Source organism: Piscinibacter gummiphilus, assembly GCF_002116905.1.
Lineage (GTDB): Bacteria > Pseudomonadota > Gammaproteobacteria > Burkholderiales > Burkholderiaceae_C > Rhizobacter > Rhizobacter gummiphilus.
In genome coordinates this window covers 5,308,419-5,329,889 of the sequence record NZ_CP015118.1, presented here as the reverse complement: position 1 = coordinate 5,329,889, position 21,471 = coordinate 5,308,419, and the positions used below count along the sequence as shown (strand labels likewise).

The following is a 21,471-nucleotide window of genomic DNA, read 5'->3' as shown; positions in this document are numbered from 1 at the left end:
CCTGTTCCCGAAAGGACTTCCGTGAGCGACCTCACCCAAGCCGCCGTGCTGATGGCGGTGCTGTTCCTGATGCTGGGCCTCGGCGTGTGGGTGGCCCTGGCCCTGCTCGGCTGTGGCCTGGCCGGGCTGATGCTCTTCACCTCCGCGCCCCCCGGCGTGCTGTTCGCCACCACCGCGTGGGGCGCCACCGCGAGCTGGGCGCTGACCGCGCTGCCGCTCTTCATCTGGATGGGCGAGATCCTGTACCGCACGCGGCTCGCCGAGGACATGTTCTCGGGCCTCGGCCCGTGGGTGCGCGGCCTGCCGGGACGCCTCGTGCACGTCAACGTGCTCGGCTGCGGCATCTTCGCGGCGGTGAGCGGCTCGTCGGCGGCCACGGCCGCCACCATCGGCCGCATCTCGCTGCCCGAGCTGAAGTCGCGCGGCTACGACGACGCGATCAGCATCGGGTCGCTGGCCGGCGCCGGCACGCTGGGCCTGCTGATCCCGCCGTCGATCGTGATGATTGTCTACGGGGTGGCCGCGCAGGTGTCGATCGTCAAGCTCTTCACCGCCGGCATCCTGCCGGGCCTCATGCTGATGGTGCTGTTCTCCGGCTACATCGCGCTGTGGTCGCTGCGCCACCCCGACCGCGTGCCGAAGGACGACGAACACGTGCCCTGGGGCGAGCGGTTCAAGCGGCTGCGCCTGCTCGCGCCCGTGGGCATCCTGATCGCCGGGGTCATCGGCTCCATCTACGCCGGCATCGCGACGGCCACCGAGGCCGCGGCCATCGGGGTGATCGGCTCGCTGGTCATCGCGGGCCTGGGCGGCTCGCTCACCCGCAAGTCGTTCACGGACAGCCTGATGGGGGCGGCGCGCACGTCCTGCATGATCACCTTCATCCTGATGGGCGCGGCGTACCTCACGAGCGCGATGAGCTTCACCGGCCTGCCGGCCAACGTGGCCCAGTGGATCTCGTCGCTCGGCTTGTCCGCCTACGGGCTGCTCGCCGTGCTGACCGTGTTCTTCGTGCTGCTCGGCTGCTTCCTCGACGGCATCTCCATCGTCGTGCTGACCACCGCGGTGCTGCTGCCCGCGGTGCAGGCCGCCGGCATCGACCCGCTGTGGTTCGGCATCTACCTGATCCTCGTGGTCGAGATGGCCCAGATCACGCCGCCGGTGGGCTTCAACCTGTTCGTGATCCAGGGCATCACCGGGATGCAGCTCTTCAGGCTGGCGCGCATGGCGCTCCCGTTCTTCCTCCTGCTGGTGGTGGCCGTCGTGCTCATCACCGCATTCCCCCAGATCGTGATGGGGCTGCCCGGCGCCATGCGCTGAGGGTGGCCTCCGCTTCTACCGTTCCACCATGAAACGCATCCTGATCGCCAACCGCGGCGAGATCGCCTGCCGCGTCATCCGCGCTTGCCGGGCGCTCGGCATCGCCACCGTCGCGGTGTACTCCGAGGCGGACGTCAACGCGCTGCACGTGCAACTGGCCGACGCGGCCGAACCCGTCGGACCGGCGCCGTCGGCGCAGAGCTACCTCGACGGCGAACGCATCCTCGCCGCCGCGCTGAAGCACGGCGCCGATGGCGTGCACCCGGGTTACGGATTCCTGTCCGAGAACACGGGCTTCGCGCGTGCCGCCGAAGCCGCCGGCATCACGTGGATCGGCCCTCGCCCCGACAGCATCGAGGACATGGGCGACAAGCAGCGCGCCCGCGCCATCGCCGAAGCGGCCGGGGTGCCGGTGCTGCCGGGCAGCCGGCGCTTCGCCCTCGACGCGCTCGATGGCCTGGAGGAGGCCGCCGCGGCGGTCGGCTACCCGCTGCTCGTGAAGGCCACCGGCGGTGGCGGCGGCATCGGCATGCGCCGGGTCGACACGCCGGAGCAGCTGCGCGCATCGGTGGCCGCCACGCAGCAGATGGCCGCGAAGGCGTTCAAGGACGGCACGGTGTACCTCGAACGCCTCGTGGCCCGTGCCCGCCACATCGAGATCCAGGTGTTCGGCCATGGTGACGGCACCGCGGTGCACCTGTTCGAGCGCGAGTGCTCGGTGCAGCGGCGGTTCCAGAAGATCATCGAGGAAAGCCCGGCGCCGGGCCTGCCCGACGCCATGCGCGCGCGCATGTGCGAGGCGGCCGTCGCGCTCGCGGCGCACCAGCGCTACCGCGGCCCGGGCACGGTGGAGTTCATCGTGGACGCCGACGCGATGACGTTCTTCTTCCTCGAGATGAACACGCGCATCCAGGTCGAGCACCCGGTGACCGAAGGCGTGACCGGATGGGACCTGGTGCAGGCCCAGATCCGGCTGGCGGCCGGCACGTTCACCCCGGTGGCGCAGGAGGCCATCACCACGTCCGGTGCGGCCATCGAGTGCCGGCTGTACGCCGAGAACCCGGCGAAGAACTTCCTGCCGTCGCCCGGCCGGCTCGAGCGGTTCAGCCTGCCGGACGGCCGGCCGCACGTGCGCATCGACACCGGTGTCCGCGAGGGCGACACCATCACGCCGTACTACGACCCGATGATCGCCAAGCTCATCGTGTGGGGCCTGGACCGCCCGGCCGCGCTGGCCCGACTGCGCGAGGCCCTGGCCGACAGCCACATCGAAGGCGTGCGCAACAACGTCACCTTCCTCGAGGCCGTGGTGGCCCACCCCGACTTCGTCGCCGGCGACGTGGACACCGGCTGGGTCGAGCGCACCCGGGCCGCGCTGGTCACCCCCGCGGGAGCACCGGCATGACGGCCTGGCGCATCGAGCCCGTGGGCGACTGCGCGCTGCTGGTCGGCTTCGGCGACCGCGTCGACGCCGACACCAGCGACCGCGTGCACGCCTTCGCCCAGCACCTGCTCGACCAGCCGCTGGCCGGCCAGCGCGACGTGGTGCCTGCGTTCACGACCGTGACGGTGCACTACCGGCCCGAGCTCGCACCGCCCGGCGACGGTTCACCCCACGCCCGCATGCGCGCCGCGGTGCTGGACCGCCTGGCCCGGGACCTCGGCACGCGCGCGGCCGACACGCGGGTGTTCGAGGTGCCGGTCTGGTACGGCGGCGAAGCCGGCCCCGACCTCGACGACGTGGCCATGCGTTGCGGCTTGAGCGCCACGGAGGTGATCGACCGCCACGTCCGGTCGCCGCACCGCGTCCACATGCTGGGCTTCGCGCCGGGGTTCCCGTTCATCGGCGGCCTCGACGCCACGCTCTCGATGCCGCGCCGCACCACCCCGCGCACCCACATCCCGCCCGGGTCGGTGGCGATCGCGCGCGACCAGACGTGCATCTACCCACTGAACACGCCCGGCGGATGGAACCTCATCGGCCGCACGCCGTTGCGCCTGTTCGATCCCGCCGCGGCGGTCCCGTGCCTGCTGGGGCCGGGCGATGCGATCCGGTTCGTCCCGATCGACGAGGCCGCGTACCAGGACCTGGTGGCGCGCCAGGCGGAGGTTTCGCCATGAAGATCGACGTGCTCAAGCCCGGCGCCCAGACCCAGTTGCAGGACCTCGGCCGCTGGGGCCACCAGCGCTTCGGCGTGCCGGTGGGCGGGGCCATCGACACCTGGTCGCACCAGGTGGCGAACCTGCTGGCCGGCAACGGCGGCGACGAGGCCACGCTCGAGATCGTGCTGATGGGGCCGAGCCTGCGTTTCGAGGCCGCCACGTGGATCGCCATCTGCGGGGGCGACCTGTCGCCCCGCATCGGCACGGAGCCCGTGCCGCTGCACCAGCGGGTGTGGGTCGCCGCGGGCACCCAGCTCGACTTCGGCAAGCGCGTCGACGGCCTGCGCACCTGCATCGCCGTGCGCGGCGGCTTCGACGTGGCCCCGGTGATGGGCAGCCGCAGCACGTTCGTGCGGGGCGGGTTCGGCGGGTTCGAGGGACGTGCGCTGCGCAAGGGCGACGTGCTCGACACCGGCGACACGGGCACCGCGCCGCCGGACGGCGTGGCCGACCGCGCGTTCGCGGTGGTGCCGGTGCCGGGGCTGGAGGCCGGCCGCCAGGTGCCGTCGGCCGACCCCGGTGCGGTGACCGTCGTGCGGGTCGTGCCCGGCGAACACTGGGACGGGTTCACCGCGGAGGCCCAATCGCTGTTCCCGCAGGCCACCTACCGGGTGAGTCCGCAGTCCGACCGCATGGGCTACCGGCTGGAAGGCCCGGCCCTCGCGCGCCAGGCGCCCGGCGAACTGATCTCGGAAGGGGTCACGTTCGGCACCGTGCAGGTGCCGCCCGACGGGCAGCCCATCGTGCTGATGGCCGAACGCCAGAGTGCGGGCGGCTACCCGAAGATCGCCCATGTGGCGAGCGTCGACCTGCCGCTGCTCTCCCAGCTCGCCCCGTCGCAGTCGCTGCGGTTCGAGCCGGTCACGCTGGAACACGCGCAGGACCTGTACCTCGAACGAGAAACCCGGCTCGCCGCGCTGAGGCGCGCGCAACGAGCCTTCGATGGAGCCACGCCATGACCACCCTCGACATCAACTGCGACATGGGCGAAGGGTTCGGCGCCTACACGATGGGCGACGACCTCGCGCTGCTGGACCACGTGACCTCCGCCAACATCGCCTGCGGTTTCCACGCGGGCGATCCCCCCACGATGCGGCGCGTGGTCGGCGCCGCGTTCGCGCGGGGCGTGCAGGTGGGGGCGCACCCGAGCTTCCCCGACCTGCAGGGCTTCGGCCGCCGCAACATGCAGGTCTCGCCGAACGACGCCCACGCGATGGTGGTGTACCAGGTGGGCGCGCTGTCCGGCTTCGCGCGGGCCGCGGGCGGCCGGCTCAACCACGTCAAGGCGCACGGGGCGCTCTACAACATGGCGGCGAAGGACCGCGCGCTCGCCGACGCCATCGCCCGCGCGGTGCACGACGTCGACCCCACGCTGATCCTCTTCGGCCTGGCCGGCAGCCAGATGATCGCGGCGGCCGAGGCCCTGGGCCTGCGGACGGCCTCCGAGGTGTTCGCGGACCGCAGCTACCAGGACGACGGTTCGCTGACCTCGCGCGGCCAGCCCGGCGCCATGATCGAGGACGTGTCGCGGTCGCTCGCGCAGGTGCGGCAGATGCTGTCGGGGTCGGTGCGGGCGGTCAGCGGCCGCGACGTGCCGCTGCGTGCGGAGACCCTGTGCATCCACGGCGACCAGCCGGGCGCGCTGGACTTCGCGCGTTCGCTGCGGGCGGCGCTGCAGTCCGACGGTGTCGTGCTGGAGGCCCCGCGCCATGGCTGATCTTCACGAGGTGCGGGCCGAGGTGGGTGGCCGGGTGTGGAAGGTCGAGGTGGCCGTGGGCCAGGCGGTGGCCGAGGGCGACACCCTGCTCGTGGTGGAGTCGATGAAGATGGAGATCCCGCTCGCCGCGCCGTGTGCCGGCACGGTGCAGGCGATCCAGGCCGCCGAGGGCGACATGGTGGAGGAAGACCAGGTGCTGGTGGTGCTGGCCGGCTGATCAGGCGGGCAGGTCTGGATCGAGGCGGCGGGCCCAGGCCTCGCCCACGCGCTCGCAGAACCCGTTCACCACCTCGGTGGTCAGCGCCTGGGTGGCGCGCACCGCGCTGTTGGCGCCGCGTTCGCTCAGCACCGTGATGACCAGCGGCGGCAGCGCGGGCCCCTCGCACACCTGCAGCTCGCCGCGCTGCAGCCGCTCGCGCACGAACACGGGCGGGATCGCGGCGATGCCGTACCCGTCCCCCACGAGCTGGATGATCGATTCCACCGACGGGAAGCTGCACACGCGCGGCTCGGTGTCGCGGTCGACGAACAGCGCGCGCACGTGCGCCTGCGGGCTCGATGTCTTCGAGAACGTGAGCACCGGCACCCGTTCGAGGTCGTCGATGGTGATGGTGCCCCCCTTCGGCACCAGGTCGGGCCGGGCCACCCACTGCACCGGGAACTCGCACAGCGGGGTCACGCGGTAGTCGGTGTTGCCCACCGATTCGGCGTACGGGTCGTTCTGGATCATCAGGTCGAGCTTGCGCAGGCGGAACTGGTCCTGGAGGTTGCGGGCCGTGTCGACCGTGATGTCGGGGTTCACCTGCGGGTACCGCTCGGCCAGCATGCGGATCAGCGGCGACAGCCAGGTGTGGACCACGGATTCGATGGTGCCGATGCGCACCCGGCCGGCCGGCGGGGCCTCGGGTTTCGTGGACATCACCAGCTCGCGTTCGAGCTGCAGGATGCGCTGCGCCTGGCGGGCGACCTGTTCGCCCGCGGGCGTGAGCATCAGCCGGCGGGACGTGCGGTCGACCAGTTCGGCGCCGAGCTCGTCCTCGAGGGAGGCGATGCGCTGCGAGATGGCGGCCTGGGTGGCGTTGAGCACCTGGGCCGTTTCGCGGAAGCTGCGAACGCGGGCGAGCACGACGAGGGTTTCGAGGAAGCGGGTGTTCACGGAAAAAGGCTTTCGGCAGGTCGGGGCGTCGTGGGTTCGAGGGTAGCGGCATGCGCCCCCGGTGCGATCGGGGTTTGCAACTACCGGGCCACGCGTTCGTCCGGCAACCGGATGCGGCGTTCGCTGACACGGGGCCGCGTCCGCGTCGCCGAGCATGGAGGTCCGGAAGGGCCCCGCCGGTCGTGAGCGGCACAGGTGATCGGGAGGGGCGGATCCACCGGTCCTCCTGCCCACGCCCACATGCCGCCCATCCCCGCGCCGACCCGCCGCACGTTCCCCCTCCTGCTGGCCTGCACCGCCTTCGCGTGGGGCGGCCGGGCCGCCGCCTCGGACGACGGATGCCCGGTCCGCGAGGGCCAGCCACCGAGTGTCGCGGTGCGGGTCGACAACGACCTGCTCGGCGGGCAGGACGAGGGCTACACGAACGGCATCGTCTTCACGTTCGCGTCGCCCAACGTCACCGACTACACCGAGGACCCGTGCCTGCCGTCCGCGGCCCGCTGGGTGAACCACGCCTTCACGTGGCTGCAGCCGCACCACGCGGAGCAGCGCAACATGACCTTCGCGTTCGCGCAGGCGATCTACACCCCCACCGACGGCACGCGCAGCGACCTGATCGTGGACGATCGGCCCTATGCGGCGCTGCTCGCCGGCACCTTCGGCTACCACGGCCGCACCGGCAACCGCCTCGACAGCCGGCTGATCCGCCTCGGCTGGGTGGGCCCGTCGGCCCGGGGGCAGGAGGTCCAGGAGGCCGTGCACAAGGTCACCGGCTCGACCGACTTCGAGGGCTGGTCGAACCAGCTGCACGACGAGCCCGTCTTCCAGTTGCAGCGGGAGTGGACGCAGCGGTGGGATGGCCCGAGCCCGAACATGGACGCGCTCGTGCACTGGGGCGGCAGCCTCGGCACCATCACGACGAACCTCGTCACGGGCCTGCAGTGGCGCTACGGCCGCGGCCTCCCCGACGACTTCGGCAGCCTGCCGCTGTGGGCGGCCGGGGACAACACCGCGCCGCGCCGCCCGTCGTTCGGCCACGGGCGTGGCTGGTCGGGCCACGTGTTCGTGGGTGCCGACGTGCGCTGGGTGCTGCACAGCCTCGTGCTCGACGGCAACACCTTCCGCGACAGCCACTCGGTGGACCGGCGCGCGGTGGTCGGCGAACTCAGCTACGGCTTCCAGGTGCGCTACGACGACTGGAAGTTCGCGCTGACGCGGTACCACCGCAGCCTCGAGTTCGATGGCCAGCGGCGCAAGCCCGTGTTCGGGAGCTTCACGATCGCGCACGAGTTCTAGGGGGGAGCGTTCAGGACGGGCATCCCCTACAGTCCGCATCCCATGAAAATTCTTCAGTGCGAGGCAAAGCACCTCGAAGCCGCGGCCGGGCTGTTCGACAAGTACCGGAGGTTCTATGGACAACCGAGCGACCCCGAAGGGGCCCGGGCGTTCATCGCGGCGAACCTGGAAGCGCGGCGATCGTTGATCTTCCTGCTTGTCGACGACGCCGGGGAGGCGGTCGCCTTCGCGCAGCTCTACCCGTCCCAGTGCTCCATCGCGATGCGGCCGTTCCATTACCTGTCGGACCTCTTCGTCGATCCCTCGGCCCGCCGCATGGGGCACGCGAAAGTGCTGATGCAGCACCTGATCCGGCACTTCGGCGAACAGGCGGTTCATCGCCTGACGCTCGAAACCGCGACGACGAATCTGGCGGCGCAGGCGCTCTACGAGTCGCTCGGGTATGAACGGGAGAAGGTGTTCATCACATATCACCGGATGCTGTGAGGTCGCCTGCGCTCGATCAGGGAGTGCCGACCAGGCGCGTCAGGTGTCCCACGGCGGTGCCCAGCCCGTCCTCGGCTCGCAGCCGCGCCCCGAGGTCCGCGGCCCGTGCGCGCACCTCCGGGCGGTCGGCGTAGCCGAGTCCGCGCGCGAGGTCGTCCGCGCCGAAGCGCACGCCGGCCGTCGCGGGCGGCGCCACACCGGCGAGTGCGAGGCGGTGCGCCCAGAAGGGCTGGTCCCCCGCGAAGGGCGCCACCACCGACGGGACGCCCGCGCGGGCTGCGGAGTGCGTGGTGCCGGAGCCGCCGTGGTGCACCACGCAGGCCGTGCGCGGGAACAGCCAATCGTGGGGCGTGTCGCCCAGCACGTGGATGTTCGCGGGCAGGTCCGACGGGTCGATGCGGCTCCAGCCCGGGTAGAACAACGCGCGCCGGCCGCCGAGGCCGTCCACCAGCGCCTGGCGCAGCCGGCCCGTGTCGAAGCCGCCCATGCTGCCGAAGCCGATGTACACCGGCGGTTCGCCCGCGTCGAGGAAGGTGGCGAGCGCCGGTGGCGGCGTCCAGTCGGGCATGGGCAGCGTCCACTGGCCGCAGACGTGCACCTGCGCGGGCCAGTCGGCCGGGCGCGGCAGCAGGGTGGGCGAGTAACCGTAGAGCACCGGGTGCGTGGCCCACATCCGGCGGCGCGGCGGCAGGCCGCACACCTCGGCCCGCGCGGCGTTCAGCGAAGGACGGAAGGCCCGCCACAGGAAGCCGTTGACGAGGTGGAAGCTGGCGCGGTTGAGCCGGTGCCACAGGCGTGCGGGTGGCAGGAACGGGTAGGCGAACTCCCGGGTGGGCGTGAGCGGGAACATGCCCGCGCCGATGGCCGGGATGCCGAGGGCTTCGCCGGCCGACAGGCCCACGAATCCCGCGAGGCCGCTGGCGACGATGGCGTCGCAACCGCGCGCCGCTTCGATGGTCTGGCGCAGCCAGGCGGTGGCATGCGTGTTCGCGATGCCGACCAGGGCGCGGGCCGCATCGTTCGGGCGTGCGCTGCGCGCGACGACGTCGGCGATGGAGCCGCCCGCGCCGGACGAGCCCTGGATGTCGCCCGCCAGTGCCTGCGTGGCCACGCCGAGGCGCTGCGCGCTCGCGAGCGTGGCGCCGTCGGCCAGCAGCACGGTCTCGTGCCCGGCGGCATCCAGCGTGGCGCACAGCGCGGCGAGAGGGCGCACGTCGCCCTCCGTGCCATAGGTGACGACGGCGAATTTCATGGGCGTCTGCTCCGTGTGGGGGCCGGGGCGAGGGCGCCGCGGAGGAACAGGTCGGCGGCGGCCGAGAACTCGGTGGCGAGGTGGCGGTCCGGTGCCGTGAGCCAGCGCATCAGGGCGCCGAAGTAGAGGTGGTGCAGCAGCGAGGCGAAGTGTTCGGCCGGCAGGTCGGCGCGCAGCACGCCTTCCTGCTGGGCCTGGGAGATGAGCCAGGCGAACACGCCGGCCAGGTCGCGAGGCGCCTCGTCGGTGTTCGCGGCGGTTTCGCTGTCGATGTGGAGGAAGCGGTGGCGGAAGTACGGCAGCAGGTAGGGGCGGTGTGCCGACATCCATTGCGCCGACGCGTCGAGCAGGCGTGCGAGTTTCTCGGCGAAGGTGCCCGGTGCGTCGAGCGTCTCGCGCAGACGCGGCGCATCCGCGGCGAGCGTCAGGTGCATCCAGTGCGCGAGCACGGCTTCCTTCGTGGGGAAGTGGTTGTAGAGCGTGCCCTTGGCCACGTCGGCGGCGACGGCGATCTGTTCCATCGTCGTGGCCTCGTAGCCCTGGGACTCGAACAACTGCATCGCGGTGGTGGCGACGAGGTCGAGCGTCTGGGTGCGGCGCCGTTCGCGGCGGCCGGGGGACGGAAGCAGGGGCATGAGGTCGGATCTGTTAAACGTCGTTCAAGTTTATACGACGTTCAATGATTCGGGTCGACGGCCCACGCTAGACTGGCCGTCTTCCCCGCCGTGCCGCACGCCCCGCCATGCTCACCCGCTTCATCGTCATCCTCGCCGGAGTCCACGTCGTCGCATTCGTGGTGCTCGCGCTCGTGCTGCAGACGCCGCACCTGCTGATCGGCGCGGTCGTCATGGCGCTGGTGGCCGGTCTCGCGCTGCTGGTAGGCAAGGGTGCCAGCCGGCGGAAGGACCCGAGCCGCTGAGACGGCGGCTCAGCGGAGCAGCACCCCCGCCACCGCGCAGGCGCCCAGCAGCGGCATCACGCCCCACTTGAAGCGGAACAGCGCGACCGCCGCCGCCACGGCCAGCGCGGCCGACACGATGTCGAACCGCCCCGAGAAGCCTTGCGGCCACAGCACGTGGTACGCGAAGAACAGCGCGAGGTTGACGATCACGCCCACCACCGCCGCGGTGATGGCGGTGAGCGGCGCGGTGAAGCGCACGTCGCCATGGGTCGATTCGATGACGGGGCCGCCCGCGAGGATGAACACGAAGGACGGCAGGAACGTGAAGAACGTGACCACGGCCGCGGCGAGTGCCGCGCCCGCGAACAGCGCGTCGGGCCCCAGCACCTGCTTCGTCCAGCCGCCCACGAACCCGACGAAGGCCACGACCATGATCAGCGGGCCGGGCGTGGTCTCGCCGAGGGCCAGGCCGTCGATCATCTGCGGGCCGGTGAGCCACTGGTGGTGTTCGACGGCACCTTGGTAGACGTAGGGCAGCACCGCGTAGGCCCCACCGAACGTCAGCAACGCGGCCTTCGTGAAGAACCAGCCCATGGCGGCCAGCGCGCCGTCCAGGCCCGAGTGGGCGGCGAGGGCCGCCATCGCGAGGACCCACAGCGCGAGGCCCGCCAGCAGCACCCGCACGAGGCCCGCGCGGGTGAAGCGCGCGTGGGCCGGCGGGGGGGTGTCGTCGTCGATCAGTGCGGGACCGTGGCCGCGCACGCCGCCGCCGCCGTGTCCGCTGCCCGCGGCGAACCGCTGCGGCGCGTGCCGTCCGCCGAGATGGCCCGCGAGCGCCGCCGCGATCACGATCAGCGGGAACGGCACGTCGGCAGCGAAGAGCGCGACGAACGCCGCCACCGCGATGCCCCAGAGCCAGCCGTTCCTCAGCACGCGCGTGCCGATGCGGTGTGCGGCGTGGAGCACGAGTGCCGTCACCGCCGGCTTGAGTCCGTAGAAGATGCCGGCCACCACCGGCATCTGGCCGTGCGCGATGTAGATCCACGACAGCGCGACCAGGATCAGCAGCGACGGCAGCACGAACAGCGCGCCCGCGACGATGCCGCCGGGCGTGCGGTGCATCAGCCAGCCGAGGTAGGTGGCGAGCTGCTGGGCCTCCGGGCCCGGGAGCACCATGCAGTAGTTCAGCGCGTGGAGGAAACGGCGTTCGCTGATCCACCGGCGCCGTTCGACGAGCTCGGTGTGCATGATCGCGATCTGCCCGGCGGGCCCTCCGAAGCTGATGAAACCGAGCTTGAGCCAGAAGCGGAACGCCTCCCCGAAGGTGACGGGCGGCGGTGGTGCGGTGGGGATGGGTTCCATGCGACCGGATGATATGGTCGGAGGATGACGACGCCACGTCCCCTGTCCAAGGCCAAGCCGCTGAAGCGGCCCACGCAGGCGCGCGCGAAGGTCACCGTGCAGGCGGTCTTCGACGCCTTCGTGCGGATCTGGCAGCGCGATGGCTGGGCGCGCCTGACCACGAGGGCCGTCGCGCTCGAGACGGGCATCGCGGTCGGCACGCTCTACGACTACTTTCCGAGCAAGACGGCGCTGCTGTCGGGCTACGTGCGACATTGCATCGAGACCCTGCTCGCCGAGATCGACCGCCGCGCCGTGCAACCGCCGGACCTCGCGTGGACCGAACGCCTCGACGAGCTCGTGCGCCTGTGCTGCGGCGTCGATGCCCCCGAGCTGCCCTGGTTCCACCGCGACATGCTGGCGCTGGAGACCGAGATGGCGGAGCCCAAGCACCAGGCCCGTGCGAACGAGGAACTGGCCGCGGCGTGGGCGCGGGTGTTCGACGCGTGCGCCGACCTGCCGCAGCGGCCGGCGCCGCACCTCGTTCGGTCGCTGCACCTCGCGGTGTGGGGCGGCCGGCGATACGCGATGCTGGTGCAGCTGGATGCCGGCGCGATGGCCGGGTGGGCCGCCGACATGGCGCGGCTGTGCCGCGCAGCCGTGCAGGCGAACGAAAGGCCCCCGGCCGCCTGAGGTGGCCGGGGGCCTGCGTGACGGCGAAGGTCAGACCTTCGTGGCGTCGCGCAGGGCCTTCACCTGATCGTGGTTCGCGCGGGCGCCTTGCAGCTGGCGCTCGATCACGGCACGCACGTCCGCGGGCAGGTCGGGTTCCTGGGCCGCCTTGCGGAAGGTGTTGACGGCCTTGTCCTCGCCACGCTCGCATTCCGCGAGGATGGCGTGGTCGTCATGGGCACTCGTGGAGATCGCGGCCTTCACCGCGACCCAGCCGCGGTGCATCGCGCCGAGCGCGGTGCCGTCGTCCTCGGGTTCGCCGCCGTACTGGCGCACGAGCGCCTGCAGTTCGGCGGCACCCGCTGCGCACGAGGCCGCGCGGCTGTTCAGCGTGGCCTTCACGTTGGCGGAGTGCGCCCGTTCGGCGCTGGTGCGGAAGCCGTACTCGCCGTCCTTCGTCGTTTCGATCAGGTCGTTCAGGATGTCGACGATGTCGTCCTTGTCCATGGGATGCTCCTTTCGGGGTGGGGTGTCCACAGAGCATCGGCCAACGGCGGGGCGGGGGGTACCGGAGGTGATCGCGATGTCGCGTGCGACTGGGCCTACAGGGGCTCGGCGAGGTCCAGCGCATCGCGCAGTTTCGCCCAGGCCGTGTCGCCCAGGAGGGACCGCGCCGAAAGCAGCACAGGCTCCCGCGCCTCGGGCGGCAAGCCGGTGATCAGCTGCGCGCGCTCGGTCGGGTTGAACGCCGGCAGCATCCAGCGCAGCCACAGGGTCATCTCGTCGGCGTCGATGCTCGCCAGGATGCGGCCCTCGATCGCGGCCAGTTCGTCGTCGCCGCAGGCCGCCCACAGCACCTGGTTGTGCCGTGTCTCCTCCACATCCATGTGCTCGAAGTTCTCGGCGACGAAGGCGGCCAGCTGCCGGTACAGGCGATGGGCCGTCGGGGCCGCGGGCTCGGCACGCAGCACGGCGGCCTGCGTGCGCAGCATGGCGATCGCGTCGAGGTGCTCGCGGTGCTCCATCGCGATGCGGCCGCTGGCGCCGCGCTGGTGGATCTCGAGCGTGGGATGGATGAAGTCGTTCTCGTGCTGCAGGTGGCGGCTCGCGGCCTCCAGCAGCGCCTCGAGCTGGGCGAGGCCGGTGGCCAGGTCCTGCTCGTCGGTGAGGTCGAGCCGGCTCAGCTGCGACAGCGTGTCGGTCATGAACAGGCGCAGGGCCTTGTGGATCGGGGCGTAGAGGTCGTAGCGGGGCAGGGTGTTCATGGCGAGCCGGGGTGTGGAGGCAGGGACCCCAGTGTTGCGACGCGCAGGAGAACCGGCATCGCTCCGACGAGCCATCGCGGCGCCTGCGGCGATGGCTCTTCATGGGCGGAGGTCCTGGCCTGTCGGATGGATGGCGGCGGGCCGACCGATCGGCACAGTGCCTTCGCTCATCCACCCGACCGGAGTCCCGATCATGAAACCGCTCCTCCTCCTGCCGCTCCTGGGCGCCGCGCTGGCCGCCCAGGCGGCCGACCCCGCCCCGCGCGACCGCATCGAACGCGGCCGCTACCTCGTCACCACCAGCGGCTGCGCGGACTGCCACACGCCGTTGAAGATGGGGCCGCGCGGTCCCGAGCCCGATGCCGCGCGCACGCTGGCCGGCCACCCCGAGGGCCTGGTGATGCCGCCCGTGCCGGCGCTGCCGGCCGGGCCGTGGCAGGTCGTGTCGTCAGCGACGAACACGGCGTGGGCCGGTCCGTGGGGCGTGAGCTTCACGGCCAACCTGACACCCGATCGCGAGACGGGCCTGGGCCTCTGGAGCGAACAGGACTTCGTGCTGACCCTGCGCGAAGGCCGCCACGTGGGCCGCGGCCGCCCGCTGCTGCCGCCGATGCCTCCCGCGTACGGCCAGATGACCGACGCCGACCTGAAGGCGATGTACGCCTACCTGCAGACGCTGCCCCCCATCCGCAACCGCGTGCCGGCCCCGCTGCCGCCGGCCGCCCGCTGAACCGACCCCGAGGAACCGACCATGGCCTCCCCCTTCTTCCGCTCCACCCTGTCCCTGTTCGCCTTCGCCGCACTGACCGCGTGTGGTGGCGACGATGCCGACGTCACCACCGGCACGTCGGACCCAACGCCGTCCGCGGCCGCGGGCTTCACCTTCACGCTCGACACCAGCAAGGCCGTCGTGTGGCAGGGCCGCGAGGCCACCGTCGCCGTCGCCGTGCAACGCGACCCCGGCTTCACGGCGGGCATCCAGTTCAGCGCCGAAGGCCTTCCCGCGGGCACGACCGCGGCGGCGCTGCACGTGCCCGCCGACGGCACCTCCGGCACGCTGACGCTGCAGGCGGCGGCCACCGCTCCACATTCGCTGCCGACCGGTGTCACCGTGAAGGGCACCGCCGGCGCGGCCCAGGCCACCAAGCCGTTGACGGTGACCGTGCGCGGCGAGGCGGGCGACGTCGACACCAGCTTCGGTGGCGGCACCCTCGTAACCCCGGGCGGTCTCACCGACGACGACGTGCGCGGCGTGGCCGTGCAGGCCGACGGCAAGGCCGTGGTGGCCGGATTCGGCGTGGCCACGGTCGCCACCGGCACCGACTTCCTGCTGGTGCGCCACCTGCGCGATGGCGGCCTCGATCCGGGCTTCGGCAACGGCGGGCGTGTCGCCACCGCCTTCGGCAATGCGGGCCGCAGCGACGAGGCCCAGGCCGTGGCCGTCCAGCCCGACGGGAAGATCCTCGTCGCGGGCAGCAGCGACCAGGGCGCCACCGGCTACGACTTCGCGCTGGCCCGCTACAACACCGACGGGTCGCTCGACACGACCTTCGGCAACGGCGGCCGCGTGACGACCTCGTTCGGCGCCGGTGCCGACAAGGCCTGCGCACTGCTGCTGCAGCCCGACGGCCGGATCGTGCTCGCCGGCGACAGCAGCCAGGGCGCCAACGGCAGCGACTTCGCGCTGGCCCGCTACCACAGCGACGGCAGCCTCGACACCGGCTTCGGCACGGGCGGCAAGGTGCTCACGGCCATCGGCAGCGACGGCGCCCGCGAGACCGTCTACGCGCTCGCCCTGCAGACCGTGGGTGGCGTGCCGCGTCTCGTCGCGGTGGGCGGGGAAGGCGACTTCATCGCCGCGGCCTACCGCGCCGACGGCTCGGTGGACACGACCTTCGGCACCGCCGGCATCGTGCGCGGGCTGTTCGGCAGCGTGACCGGCGCTGCGCGCGGGGTGGTCGTGACGACGGACAACCGGCTCGTGCTCGCCGGCCACCGCGACCACGACTTCGCCGCGGTGCGCCTGCTGCCCGCGGGTGGGCTCGACACGGGTTTCGGCACCGGGGGCCGTGCGGTCATCGCCGTGAGCGCCGACAACTGGGACGAGTCCACGGCCCTGGTGCAGCAAACCGACGGCAAGCTGCTGCTGGGCGGCTGGACCTACACCGGCAACAGCTCCAGCGCCGACACGGTGCTCGTGCGCCTGAATGCCGACGGCCGTGCCGACACGGCCTTCGGTCCCGGCGGCATCCGCACCACGGCGGTGGCGACCGGCACGAAGACCGACGCGGGTCGTGCGCTCGTGCTGCAACCGGACGACCGGGTGCCGACGGTGCGCGTGCTGCAGGCCGGCGAGGCCAACGGCAGCGACCTCGATGTCGTGCTGATGCGCCACTGGCTCTGAGCCGGGTCCCGGGCGCGGCGCAGTTCCCTAGAATCAGCTCGCCCGCCGCCGCCCCGCATGGACACCCGCATCCCGACCGCCCGCGCCAGCAAGTACCGCATCCCGCGTTCGCGCCGGGATGCCGTGCCGCGCCCGGTCCTGCTGGCGCGCACGCTGGAGCAGGTCGCCGAGGCCCGGCTCGTGCTGGTGCAGGCACCGGCGGGCTTCGGCAAGACGACGCTGCTGGTGCAACTCGCCGCCGCGCTCGCGGCTGGTTCGGGGCGGGAGATCGTCTGGGTGTCGCTCGACGCCGAGGACAACGACGCCAACCGCCTGTTCGCCGCGTTGTTCGGCGCCCTCGACGCCCTGGACCTGCCCTGGCCGGTTCCACCGGCCACGGTGCTGGCGCAGCTGCAGGACGCGAGTCCTGCTGCACGCACCGCGCTGGGGCCGCTGATCGATGCCCTCGGGGGCCGGCCCGACACACGCATCGCCCTCGTGCTGGACGACCTGCACCACGTCACCGACGCAGCGGCGCTTCAACTGCTCGACACGCTGATCGCCCGCGCACCGCCCGAACTCTGCGTCTTCATCGGAAGCCGTGTCACGCCGCCGCTGTCGCTCGCACGCTGGCGGGCGGGCGGCGAACTCGTGGAGCTGGGGTTCGAGGACCTGCAGTTCGACCTCGACGCGGCCCAGGCCCTGTGCCGGCTGCGCGGGCTGGACGCGCCATCCGACGAGGCGCTGCAGGCCGCGCTGGCGCGCACCCATGGCTGGGTCGCCGGCCTGCACCTGATGCTGGGCAGCGCGCGCGACCGCGCCGGGCTGCCTTCGCTGATCGGTCCGGCGGCCCACCGCCATCTGTTCGACTACTTCGCGCAGGAAGTGCTGGCCGAGCTGCCCGCGCCGCTGCAGCAGTTCGCGCTCCACAGCAGCGTGCTGCCCGAACTCAGCCCCGCGCTGTGCCAGGCCGTGACCGGGCGGGCCGACGCGAGGGCGGTGCTCGACACGCTGTTCGGGCGCCAGCTGTTTCTGAGCGCGCTGGACGAGGCGGTGCCGGTGCTGCGCTTCCACGACCTGTTCCGGGACTTCCTGCATGGCGAGCTGGAACGCCGCGAACCCGGGATGGCCACGGAACTGCATGCCCGCGCCGCCGCGGCCGAGACCCGTGCCGAGCGCGCCGTGCCGCACTGGCTCGCGGCGGGGCGCTGGGCCGAGGCGCTCGCCGCGCTGCGCCACATGGCCGACGGGCTGCTGGCCGTCGGTGGCACCCATCGCCTCGAGCGCTGGCTCGAACAACTGCCCGCCGAGTGGCGCGAGCCGCAGGCCGACGCGGCGCTGCTGCGCGGCCTGTGCGCCTGGTCGCGCTGGGACTGGGTGCATGCGCGCGACGAGTTCCAGCGCAGCCACGACACCTTCGTGTGCCACGGCCAGACGCGAGATCGTTTCGTCGCGCTGGGCATGCTGGGCGCATGCCACAACGCCCTCGGCGACCTGGCGCGGGCCGAGGAGGCGATCACCGCGGCGGCCGACGCACGGCTGCCCCCGGTCCTGCAGGTGTTCTTCGACTCGCTGGTCGCCTGGAACGGCGTGGCGCGCGGAGACGCGCCCGCGGTGCTCGCGGGCCTGTCCGCGATGGCGGACAACGCCGCGCTGGCCCCCGAGGCCCGGTATCCCAACATCGTGGACATGAGCTACGGGCACTTCATCGGCCTGCCCGGCACGCGGCCGCTGATGGCGCGGCTGCGGCAGCTGTGCCGCGGCGACCGGGTGGACGAGGTGCACGTGCCGGCGCTGGACGCCTGGCTGGCCTTCTGGCACGGCGAACCCGGTTCGGCGCGCGAGGCGCTGCAGCTCCTGCTGCAGCGGCAGCGCCACCTGCCCGGTGACGTGATGCTGGGCATCAGCGCGCTGCACCTGCACAGCCTGCACCTGGCCGCGCAGGGGTTCGGCACCGAGGCGCTGGCCAGCATCGCGCAGGTGCCGGGCATGATGACCCCCGGCTACAGCCAGGGCTGGCGGCGCACCTACCTCCATGCGCAGGCCCGCCTCCATTGGCGCGCGGAGGATGCCGACGGGCTCGCCACGCTGTTGCCCGAACTGGTCCGGCCGCGTTCGACGCGGGAGTGGCCGGTGCTGGACACCGGTGCGGCGCTGGTCCAGGGACAGCTGGCGCTGCTGCGCGGTGACCTCGCCGTCGCACGGCAATGGCTGGAGCGCGCGGTGGTGCTGCAAGGCGGCGGCCGGCTGCCGGCCTTCATGGGCGATGCGCGGTTCGCGCTGGCCGTGTGCCGTGCCGCGCAGGGCGAGCCGGATGCCGCGGCCGAGGCGCTGGACGAGGTGTTGTCGGAGGCCATCGACGACGAAGGCCTCGGCTTGCTGCTGGAGCCGTCCGGCCGGTTGTACCCGCTGTGGGAGGCGCTGGCATCCCGCCTTCGCTGCCCGCCCGCGGCACAGGCCCGGCTGCGCCGCCGCCTGTCGGCATGGCAGGGAGAGAGCGAGAGCCTGCCGGCCGACACGATGCCGCTCGAGGACGATCCGCTGTCGTTGCGCGAGCGCGAGGTGCTGGCGCTGCTCGCCGAGGGCCAGAGCAACAAGCTCATCGCCCGCGCGCTCGACCTCAGCCTGCACACGGTCAAGCGCCACGTCGCGAACATCCTGACCAAGCTCGCCCTCGAAAGCCGCACGCAGGCGGCGGCCTGGTGGCTCCGGCGCTGAACTGCGCCTTCGCGGGCTGCCGCATGGCTCCACCGAGCGATGCCGCCGCAGCCGGCGATGCCCAAGATGGACGCCATCGACACCCACGATGGAGCCTTCCCATGATCCGACTCGGCCCTCTCTCCCACCTGCCGGCGCGGCCGCGATGAGGCCGCTCATCGCCGTGGTCGGTGCCACCGGCGCACAAGGCGGCGGCCTCGTGCGTGCGCTGCTGCGCGACCCGGCGCAGCGCTTCGCCGTGCGGGCGCTGACCCGGCGGCCCGGCGAGCGCGCCGCGCGTGCGCTGGCCCAGGCCGGCGCCGAGGTCGTGGCCGCGGACCTCGACTGTCCCGGCACGCTGGCCGGTGCGCTCGAGGGGGCCTGGGGTCTCTTCGGTGTCACCGACTTCTGGGAACACTTCAGCCCCGAACGCGAACTGCGCCAGGCGGCCGCGCTCGCCGAGGCCGCGGCCCGGGCCGGCGTTCAGCACATCGTCTGGTCCACGCAGGAGGACACCCGCGGCGGCGCGGCCGCGTGGCGTGTGCCGCAGATGGATGCCAAGGGCCAGGCCGACACGTTCTTCCGCAGCCTGCCGACCACGTTCGTGCTGCCGTCCTTCTATTGGGACAACCTGATCCAGCTGGGCCTGCACCCGCGCCGCGAGGCGGACGGCAAGCTGCGCTGGCGCCTGCCCATCGGCGGGGCCCGGTTGTGCGGCATCGCGGCGGAGGACATCGGCGGTTGCGTGGCCGCGCTGTTCAACCAGGGGCCGGCCTGCGTGGGGCAGCGCATCGGCCTGGCCGCCGCACAGTTGACGGGGGCGCAGATGGCCGACGTGCTGTCGCACGCGCTGGGCGAGCGCGTGCGACACGACCCGATGCCGGTCGAGGACTTCGGTCGGCAGCCGTTCCCGGGCGCCTTCGAGATGGCGGGCTGCTTCGCCCATCAGCAGCACGACGAGGCCCGCTATGGCGCGGCCCGTTCGCCCGATGTGGCGCGGGCGTTGCACCCGGGCCTGATGGACTTCACCTGCTGGACACAGTCGCGTGCGGACGTGCTGCGCCCGCTGTGCGAAGGGTGAGCCCCAAAGCAAAGAGCCACCCGAAGGTGGCTCTTGCGTTGTTTGGTGGCGCTTCAGGGATTCGAACCCCGGACCTGCGGATTATGATTCCGTCGCTCTAACCGACTGAGCTAAAGCGCCTAAGCCTCACATTATAACCACGCAATCGGGGACTCGGCTACTCTCTCGTCTCGGGTCTCATCCAAGCATTTCACATGTTCAGTTTTTTCAAGAAGAAATCCCCCCCGTCCGACGCGCCGCCGGCCGCCGCGCCCGCCGTCGACACGGGGGAGGAGAAGCGCAGCTGGGTCGACCGGCTGCGCAGTGGCATCGGACTGGGGGACACGCCCGTCGAGGCCACGCCCGCGCCCGCGCCTGCGCCGGCCGCCCCCGTCATTCCGGCGCCGGCCCCCGCGCCCGTGGTCGCTGCGCCGGTCCCGGTTCAGGCCCCGGCTCCGGTTCCGGTTCCGGCACCCGTGCCCGCCGAACCACCGGTGTCCGCCGAAGCCGTGGCCGAACGCCGCACCTGGCTCGACAAGCTGCGCACCGGGCTGCGCAAGACCGGCTCCAGCATCACGCAGGTGTTCACCGGCACGCAGATCGACGATGCCCTCTATGAAGACCTCGAGGCCGCGCTGCTCATGGCGGACGCCGGCGTCAAGGCCACGGAGTTCCTGCTGAAGGACCTGAAGTGGCGGGTGAAGGAGGCGAAGGCCACCGACCCGGCCGCGGTGAAGGGGCTGCTGGCCGATGCCATCACCGACCTGCTGGCGCCCCTCGAGAAGCCGCTCGAGATCGGCGAGGCCACGCCCACCGTGATGATGGTGGTGGGGGTCAACGGTGCCGGCAAGACGACGAGCATCGGCAAGCTCACGCGCCATCTGGCCGACGGCGGTCAGAAGGTGTTGCTGGCTGCGGCCGACACGTTCCGCGCCGCCGCCCGCGAGCAGCTCGCGGTGTGGGCCGACCGCGCCGACAAGCCGGGTGCGCCGGCCGTGGCGGTGGAGATCGTGTCGCAGGAAAGCGGCGATCCGTCGTCGGTGAGCTTCGATGCCGTGGTGGCGGGCAAGTCCCGCGGCTGCGACGTGGTGATCGCCGACACCGCGGGCCGCCTGCCCACGCAGCTCCACCTGATGGAGGAGCTGAAGAAGATCAAGCGCGTGATCGGCAAGGCCCAGGACGGGGCGCCGCACGAGGTGCTGCTGGTGGTCGACGGCAACACCGGGCAAAACGCGCTGCAGCAGGTCAAGGCGTTCGACGATGCGCTTCAGCTCACCGGGCTGATCATCACGAAGCTCGATGGCACGGCGAAGGGTGGGGTGCTGGCGGCCATCGCGCGCGAGCGGCCCGTCCCGGTGTACTTCGTGGGCGTGGGTGAGAAGCTGGAAGACCTGCAGACCTTCAGCGCGCGTGAGTTCGCCCAGGCCGTCCTGAGCTGATCAGGCAGTCCCCCGAACGATGTCATCCCGGCCTGCGCCCACTGCTGTCCGGGGGAAGCGAGACGACCTCAAAACACTCGTCATCCCGGCGAAGGCCGGGACCCACTGGGGGCGTTGAGCGTGCGTGGCATCGAGTGATCTGGCGTGGAGATTTCTCTTTGGGAGAGGCCGCGCCGGGTCTCGGCCCGGCAGCCGACCCACTTTCTCACGCGAGAAAGTGGGCAAAGAGCGCCCCCGATCTGGCGGTCCTGCCCGGCTGCGCCGGTCAGGACTGCTCTGCGGTGCTCGCGGCTTGGGGCTTCGCCCACAACTCGCCCTGACGG

At 72.1% G+C, this 21,471-nt stretch carries 21 protein-coding genes and 1 tRNA gene; 15 read left to right on the top strand and 7 right to left on the bottom strand.

The annotated features are described in order from the left end of the window. Nucleotides 1-21: 21 nt before the first annotated feature. Genes A4W93_RS24355 through A4W93_RS24330 form a run of 6 tightly spaced genes read left to right on the top strand, consistent with a single transcriptional unit; the run spans nucleotide 22 to nucleotide 5,417 of the window. Nucleotides 22-1,320, top strand: a complete 1,299-nt coding sequence (locus A4W93_RS24355; RefSeq protein WP_085753076.1) for a TRAP transporter large permease — start codon at nucleotides 22-24, stop codon at nucleotides 1,318-1,320. 28 nt (nucleotides 1,321-1,348) lie between these two features. Next, the gene (locus A4W93_RS24350; RefSeq protein WP_085753075.1) at nucleotides 1,349-2,725 is read left to right on the top strand and encodes an acetyl-CoA carboxylase biotin carboxylase subunit; all 1,377 of its coding nucleotides are present in this window, start codon (nucleotides 1,349-1,351) and stop codon (nucleotides 2,723-2,725) included. Beyond that, entirely contained in the window at nucleotides 2,722-3,441 is a 720-nt protein-coding gene (gene pxpB / locus A4W93_RS24345; protein ID WP_085753074.1) for a 5-oxoprolinase subunit PxpB, read from the top strand. Before A4W93_RS24350 ends, pxpB begins: the two co-directional genes overlap by 4 nt. After that, nucleotides 3,438-4,442, top strand: coding sequence for a 5-oxoprolinase subunit C family protein (locus A4W93_RS24340; RefSeq protein ID WP_085753073.1), 1,005 nt, complete (start codon nucleotides 3,438-3,440; stop codon nucleotides 4,440-4,442). The genes pxpB and A4W93_RS24340 overlap by 4 nt, the downstream gene beginning before the upstream one ends. Beyond that, nucleotides 4,439-5,200 carry a LamB/YcsF family protein gene (locus A4W93_RS24335; RefSeq protein WP_085753072.1) on the top strand — a complete coding sequence of 254 codons (762 nt, stop codon included), beginning with the start codon at nucleotides 4,439-4,441 and terminating at the stop codon, nucleotides 5,198-5,200. Before A4W93_RS24340 ends, A4W93_RS24335 begins: the two co-directional genes overlap by 4 nt. Next, complete coding sequence (locus tag A4W93_RS24330) at nucleotides 5,193-5,417, top strand: acyl-CoA carboxylase biotin carboxyl carrier protein subunit (protein WP_085753071.1); 225 nt, start codon at nucleotides 5,193-5,195, stop codon at nucleotides 5,415-5,417. Before A4W93_RS24335 ends, A4W93_RS24330 begins: the two co-directional genes overlap by 8 nt. Here the strand turns inward: A4W93_RS24330 and A4W93_RS24325 are convergent, their stop codons facing one another. Beyond that, nucleotides 5,418-6,356: a LysR family transcriptional regulator gene (locus A4W93_RS24325; protein WP_085753070.1), complete on the bottom strand. Its 939-nt coding sequence runs from the start codon at nucleotides 6,354-6,356 to the stop codon at nucleotides 5,418-5,420. 240 nt (nucleotides 6,357-6,596) lie between these two features. Between A4W93_RS24325 and A4W93_RS24320 the strand changes: the two genes are divergently transcribed. Together A4W93_RS24320 and A4W93_RS24315 are read left to right on the top strand one after the other, a co-directional pair. Beyond that, the gene (locus A4W93_RS24320) at nucleotides 6,597-7,652 is read left to right on the top strand and encodes a lipid A deacylase LpxR family protein (protein ID WP_085753069.1); all 1,056 of its coding nucleotides are present in this window, start codon (nucleotides 6,597-6,599) and stop codon (nucleotides 7,650-7,652) included. 42 nt (nucleotides 7,653-7,694) lie between these two features. Then, the gene (locus A4W93_RS24315) at nucleotides 7,695-8,138 is read left to right on the top strand and encodes a GNAT family N-acetyltransferase (RefSeq protein ID WP_085753068.1); all 444 of its coding nucleotides are present in this window, start codon (nucleotides 7,695-7,697) and stop codon (nucleotides 8,136-8,138) included. A 16-nt stretch (nucleotides 8,139-8,154) separates the two neighbouring features. On the opposite strand, the gene A4W93_RS24310 is transcribed toward A4W93_RS24315, so the two are convergent. Together A4W93_RS24310 and A4W93_RS24305 are read right to left on the bottom strand one after the other, a co-directional pair. Beyond that, on the bottom strand, nucleotides 8,155-9,390 hold the full coding sequence (locus A4W93_RS24310; protein WP_085753067.1) for a glycosyltransferase: 1,236 nt from the start codon (nucleotides 9,388-9,390) through the stop codon (nucleotides 8,155-8,157). Beyond that, nucleotides 9,387-10,025: a TetR/AcrR family transcriptional regulator gene (locus tag A4W93_RS24305; protein WP_085753066.1), complete on the bottom strand. Its 639-nt coding sequence runs from the start codon at nucleotides 10,023-10,025 to the stop codon at nucleotides 9,387-9,389. Before A4W93_RS24305 ends, A4W93_RS24310 begins: the two co-directional genes overlap by 4 nt. Before the next feature lie 107 nt (nucleotides 10,026-10,132). On the opposite strand from A4W93_RS24305, the gene A4W93_RS29905 reads away from it, so the two are divergent. Next, nucleotides 10,133-10,309 carry a hypothetical protein gene (locus A4W93_RS29905; RefSeq protein ID WP_157131765.1) on the top strand — a complete coding sequence of 59 codons (177 nt, stop codon included), beginning with the start codon at nucleotides 10,133-10,135 and terminating at the stop codon, nucleotides 10,307-10,309. A 9-nt stretch (nucleotides 10,310-10,318) separates the two neighbouring features. Here the strand turns inward: A4W93_RS29905 and chrA are convergent, their stop codons facing one another. After that, nucleotides 10,319-11,653 (bottom strand): chromate efflux transporter, encoded by a 1,335-nt coding sequence (gene chrA / locus A4W93_RS24300; protein WP_085753065.1) that lies wholly within the window; start codon nucleotides 11,651-11,653, stop codon nucleotides 10,319-10,321. A gap of 24 nt (nucleotides 11,654-11,677) precedes the next feature. Between chrA and A4W93_RS24295 the strand changes: the two genes are divergently transcribed. Further along, a complete protein-coding gene (locus A4W93_RS24295; RefSeq protein WP_085753064.1) occupies nucleotides 11,678-12,325 on the top strand; it encodes a TetR/AcrR family transcriptional regulator in 648 nt (215 codons plus the stop codon). Between the two features lie 30 nt (nucleotides 12,326-12,355). Here A4W93_RS24295 and A4W93_RS24290 read toward each other — a convergent pair whose 3' ends face one another. Together A4W93_RS24290 and A4W93_RS24285 are read right to left on the bottom strand one after the other, a co-directional pair. After that, entirely contained in the window at nucleotides 12,356-12,811 is a 456-nt protein-coding gene (locus tag A4W93_RS24290; RefSeq protein ID WP_085753063.1) for a PA2169 family four-helix-bundle protein, read from the bottom strand. Nucleotides 12,812-12,906: 95 nt separating this feature from the next. Then, nucleotides 12,907-13,569 (bottom strand): hemerythrin domain-containing protein, encoded by a 663-nt coding sequence (locus tag A4W93_RS24285; RefSeq protein ID WP_085753062.1) that lies wholly within the window; start codon nucleotides 13,567-13,569, stop codon nucleotides 12,907-12,909. Between the two features lie 193 nt (nucleotides 13,570-13,762). On the opposite strand from A4W93_RS24285, the gene A4W93_RS24280 reads away from it, so the two are divergent. The 4 genes from A4W93_RS24280 to A4W93_RS24265 all read left to right on the top strand — a co-directional run bounded on the left by A4W93_RS24280 (nucleotide 13,763) and on the right by A4W93_RS24265 (nucleotide 19,730). Next, nucleotides 13,763-14,299 carry a c-type cytochrome gene (locus tag A4W93_RS24280; protein ID WP_085753061.1) on the top strand — a complete coding sequence of 179 codons (537 nt, stop codon included), beginning with the start codon at nucleotides 13,763-13,765 and terminating at the stop codon, nucleotides 14,297-14,299. A gap of 21 nt (nucleotides 14,300-14,320) precedes the next feature. Continuing rightward, a complete protein-coding gene (locus A4W93_RS24275; RefSeq protein WP_085753060.1) occupies nucleotides 14,321-15,973 on the top strand; it encodes an NHL repeat-containing protein in 1,653 nt (550 codons plus the stop codon). Nucleotides 15,974-16,030: 57 nt separating this feature from the next. Continuing rightward, on the top strand, nucleotides 16,031-18,670 hold the full coding sequence (locus A4W93_RS24270) for a winged helix-turn-helix domain-containing protein (protein ID WP_085753059.1): 2,640 nt from the start codon (nucleotides 16,031-16,033) through the stop codon (nucleotides 18,668-18,670). A gap of 145 nt (nucleotides 18,671-18,815) precedes the next feature. Next, nucleotides 18,816-19,730 carry an NmrA family NAD(P)-binding protein gene (locus A4W93_RS24265; protein ID WP_085753058.1) on the top strand — a complete coding sequence of 305 codons (915 nt, stop codon included), beginning with the start codon at nucleotides 18,816-18,818 and terminating at the stop codon, nucleotides 19,728-19,730. Nucleotides 19,731-19,773: 43 nt separating this feature from the next. Here the strand turns inward: A4W93_RS24265 and A4W93_RS24260 are convergent. Further along, nucleotides 19,774-19,850: transfer RNA gene (locus tag A4W93_RS24260), tRNA-Met, on the bottom strand. A gap of 74 nt (nucleotides 19,851-19,924) precedes the next feature. Here A4W93_RS24260 and ftsY point away from each other — a divergent pair. Beyond that, complete coding sequence (gene ftsY / locus A4W93_RS24255; protein ID WP_085753057.1) at nucleotides 19,925-21,148, top strand: signal recognition particle-docking protein FtsY; 1,224 nt, start codon at nucleotides 19,925-19,927, stop codon at nucleotides 21,146-21,148. Nucleotides 21,149-21,471: the final 323 nt, after the last annotated feature.

Bases quoted from the DNA above. Each gene is read 5' to 3' on its own strand.
- A4W93_RS24350 (WP_085753075.1), top strand. From the start codon at position 1,349: ATGAAACGCATCCTGATCGCCAACCGCGGCGAGATCGCCTGCCGCGTC.
- pxpB (WP_085753074.1), top strand. From the start codon at position 2,722: ATGACGGCCTGGCGCATCGAGCCCGTGGGCGACTGCGCGCTGCTGGTC.
- A4W93_RS24340 (WP_085753073.1), top strand. From the start codon at position 3,438: ATGAAGATCGACGTGCTCAAGCCCGGCGCCCAGACCCAGTTGCAGGAC.
- A4W93_RS24335 (WP_085753072.1), top strand. From the start codon at position 4,439: ATGACCACCCTCGACATCAACTGCGACATGGGCGAAGGGTTCGGCGCC.
- A4W93_RS24330 (WP_085753071.1), top strand. From the start codon at position 5,193: ATGGCTGATCTTCACGAGGTGCGGGCCGAGGTGGGTGGCCGGGTGTGG.
- A4W93_RS24320 (WP_085753069.1), top strand. From the start codon at position 6,597: ATGCCGCCCATCCCCGCGCCGACCCGCCGCACGTTCCCCCTCCTGCTG.
- A4W93_RS24315 (WP_085753068.1), top strand. From the start codon at position 7,695: ATGAAAATTCTTCAGTGCGAGGCAAAGCACCTCGAAGCCGCGGCCGGG.
- A4W93_RS24310 (WP_085753067.1), bottom strand. From the start codon at position 9,390: ATGAAATTCGCCGTCGTCACCTATGGCACGGAGGGCGACGTGCGCCCT.
- A4W93_RS24305 (WP_085753066.1), bottom strand. From the start codon at position 10,025: ATGCCCCTGCTTCCGTCCCCCGGCCGCCGCGAACGGCGCCGCACCCAG.
- A4W93_RS29905 (WP_157131765.1), top strand. From the start codon at position 10,133: ATGCTCACCCGCTTCATCGTCATCCTCGCCGGAGTCCACGTCGTCGCA.
- chrA (WP_085753065.1), bottom strand. From the start codon at position 11,653: ATGGAACCCATCCCCACCGCACCACCGCCGCCCGTCACCTTCGGGGAG.
- A4W93_RS24295 (WP_085753064.1), top strand. From the start codon at position 11,678: ATGACGACGCCACGTCCCCTGTCCAAGGCCAAGCCGCTGAAGCGGCCC.
- A4W93_RS24290 (WP_085753063.1), bottom strand. From the start codon at position 12,811: ATGGACAAGGACGACATCGTCGACATCCTGAACGACCTGATCGAAACG.
- A4W93_RS24285 (WP_085753062.1), bottom strand. From the start codon at position 13,569: ATGAACACCCTGCCCCGCTACGACCTCTACGCCCCGATCCACAAGGCC.
- A4W93_RS24280 (WP_085753061.1), top strand. From the start codon at position 13,763: ATGAAACCGCTCCTCCTCCTGCCGCTCCTGGGCGCCGCGCTGGCCGCC.
- A4W93_RS24275 (WP_085753060.1), top strand. From the start codon at position 14,321: ATGGCCTCCCCCTTCTTCCGCTCCACCCTGTCCCTGTTCGCCTTCGCC.
- A4W93_RS24270 (WP_085753059.1), top strand. From the start codon at position 16,031: ATGGACACCCGCATCCCGACCGCCCGCGCCAGCAAGTACCGCATCCCG.
- A4W93_RS24265 (WP_085753058.1), top strand. From the start codon at position 18,816: ATGAGGCCGCTCATCGCCGTGGTCGGTGCCACCGGCGCACAAGGCGGC.
- ftsY (WP_085753057.1), top strand. From the start codon at position 19,925: ATGTTCAGTTTTTTCAAGAAGAAATCCCCCCCGTCCGACGCGCCGCCG.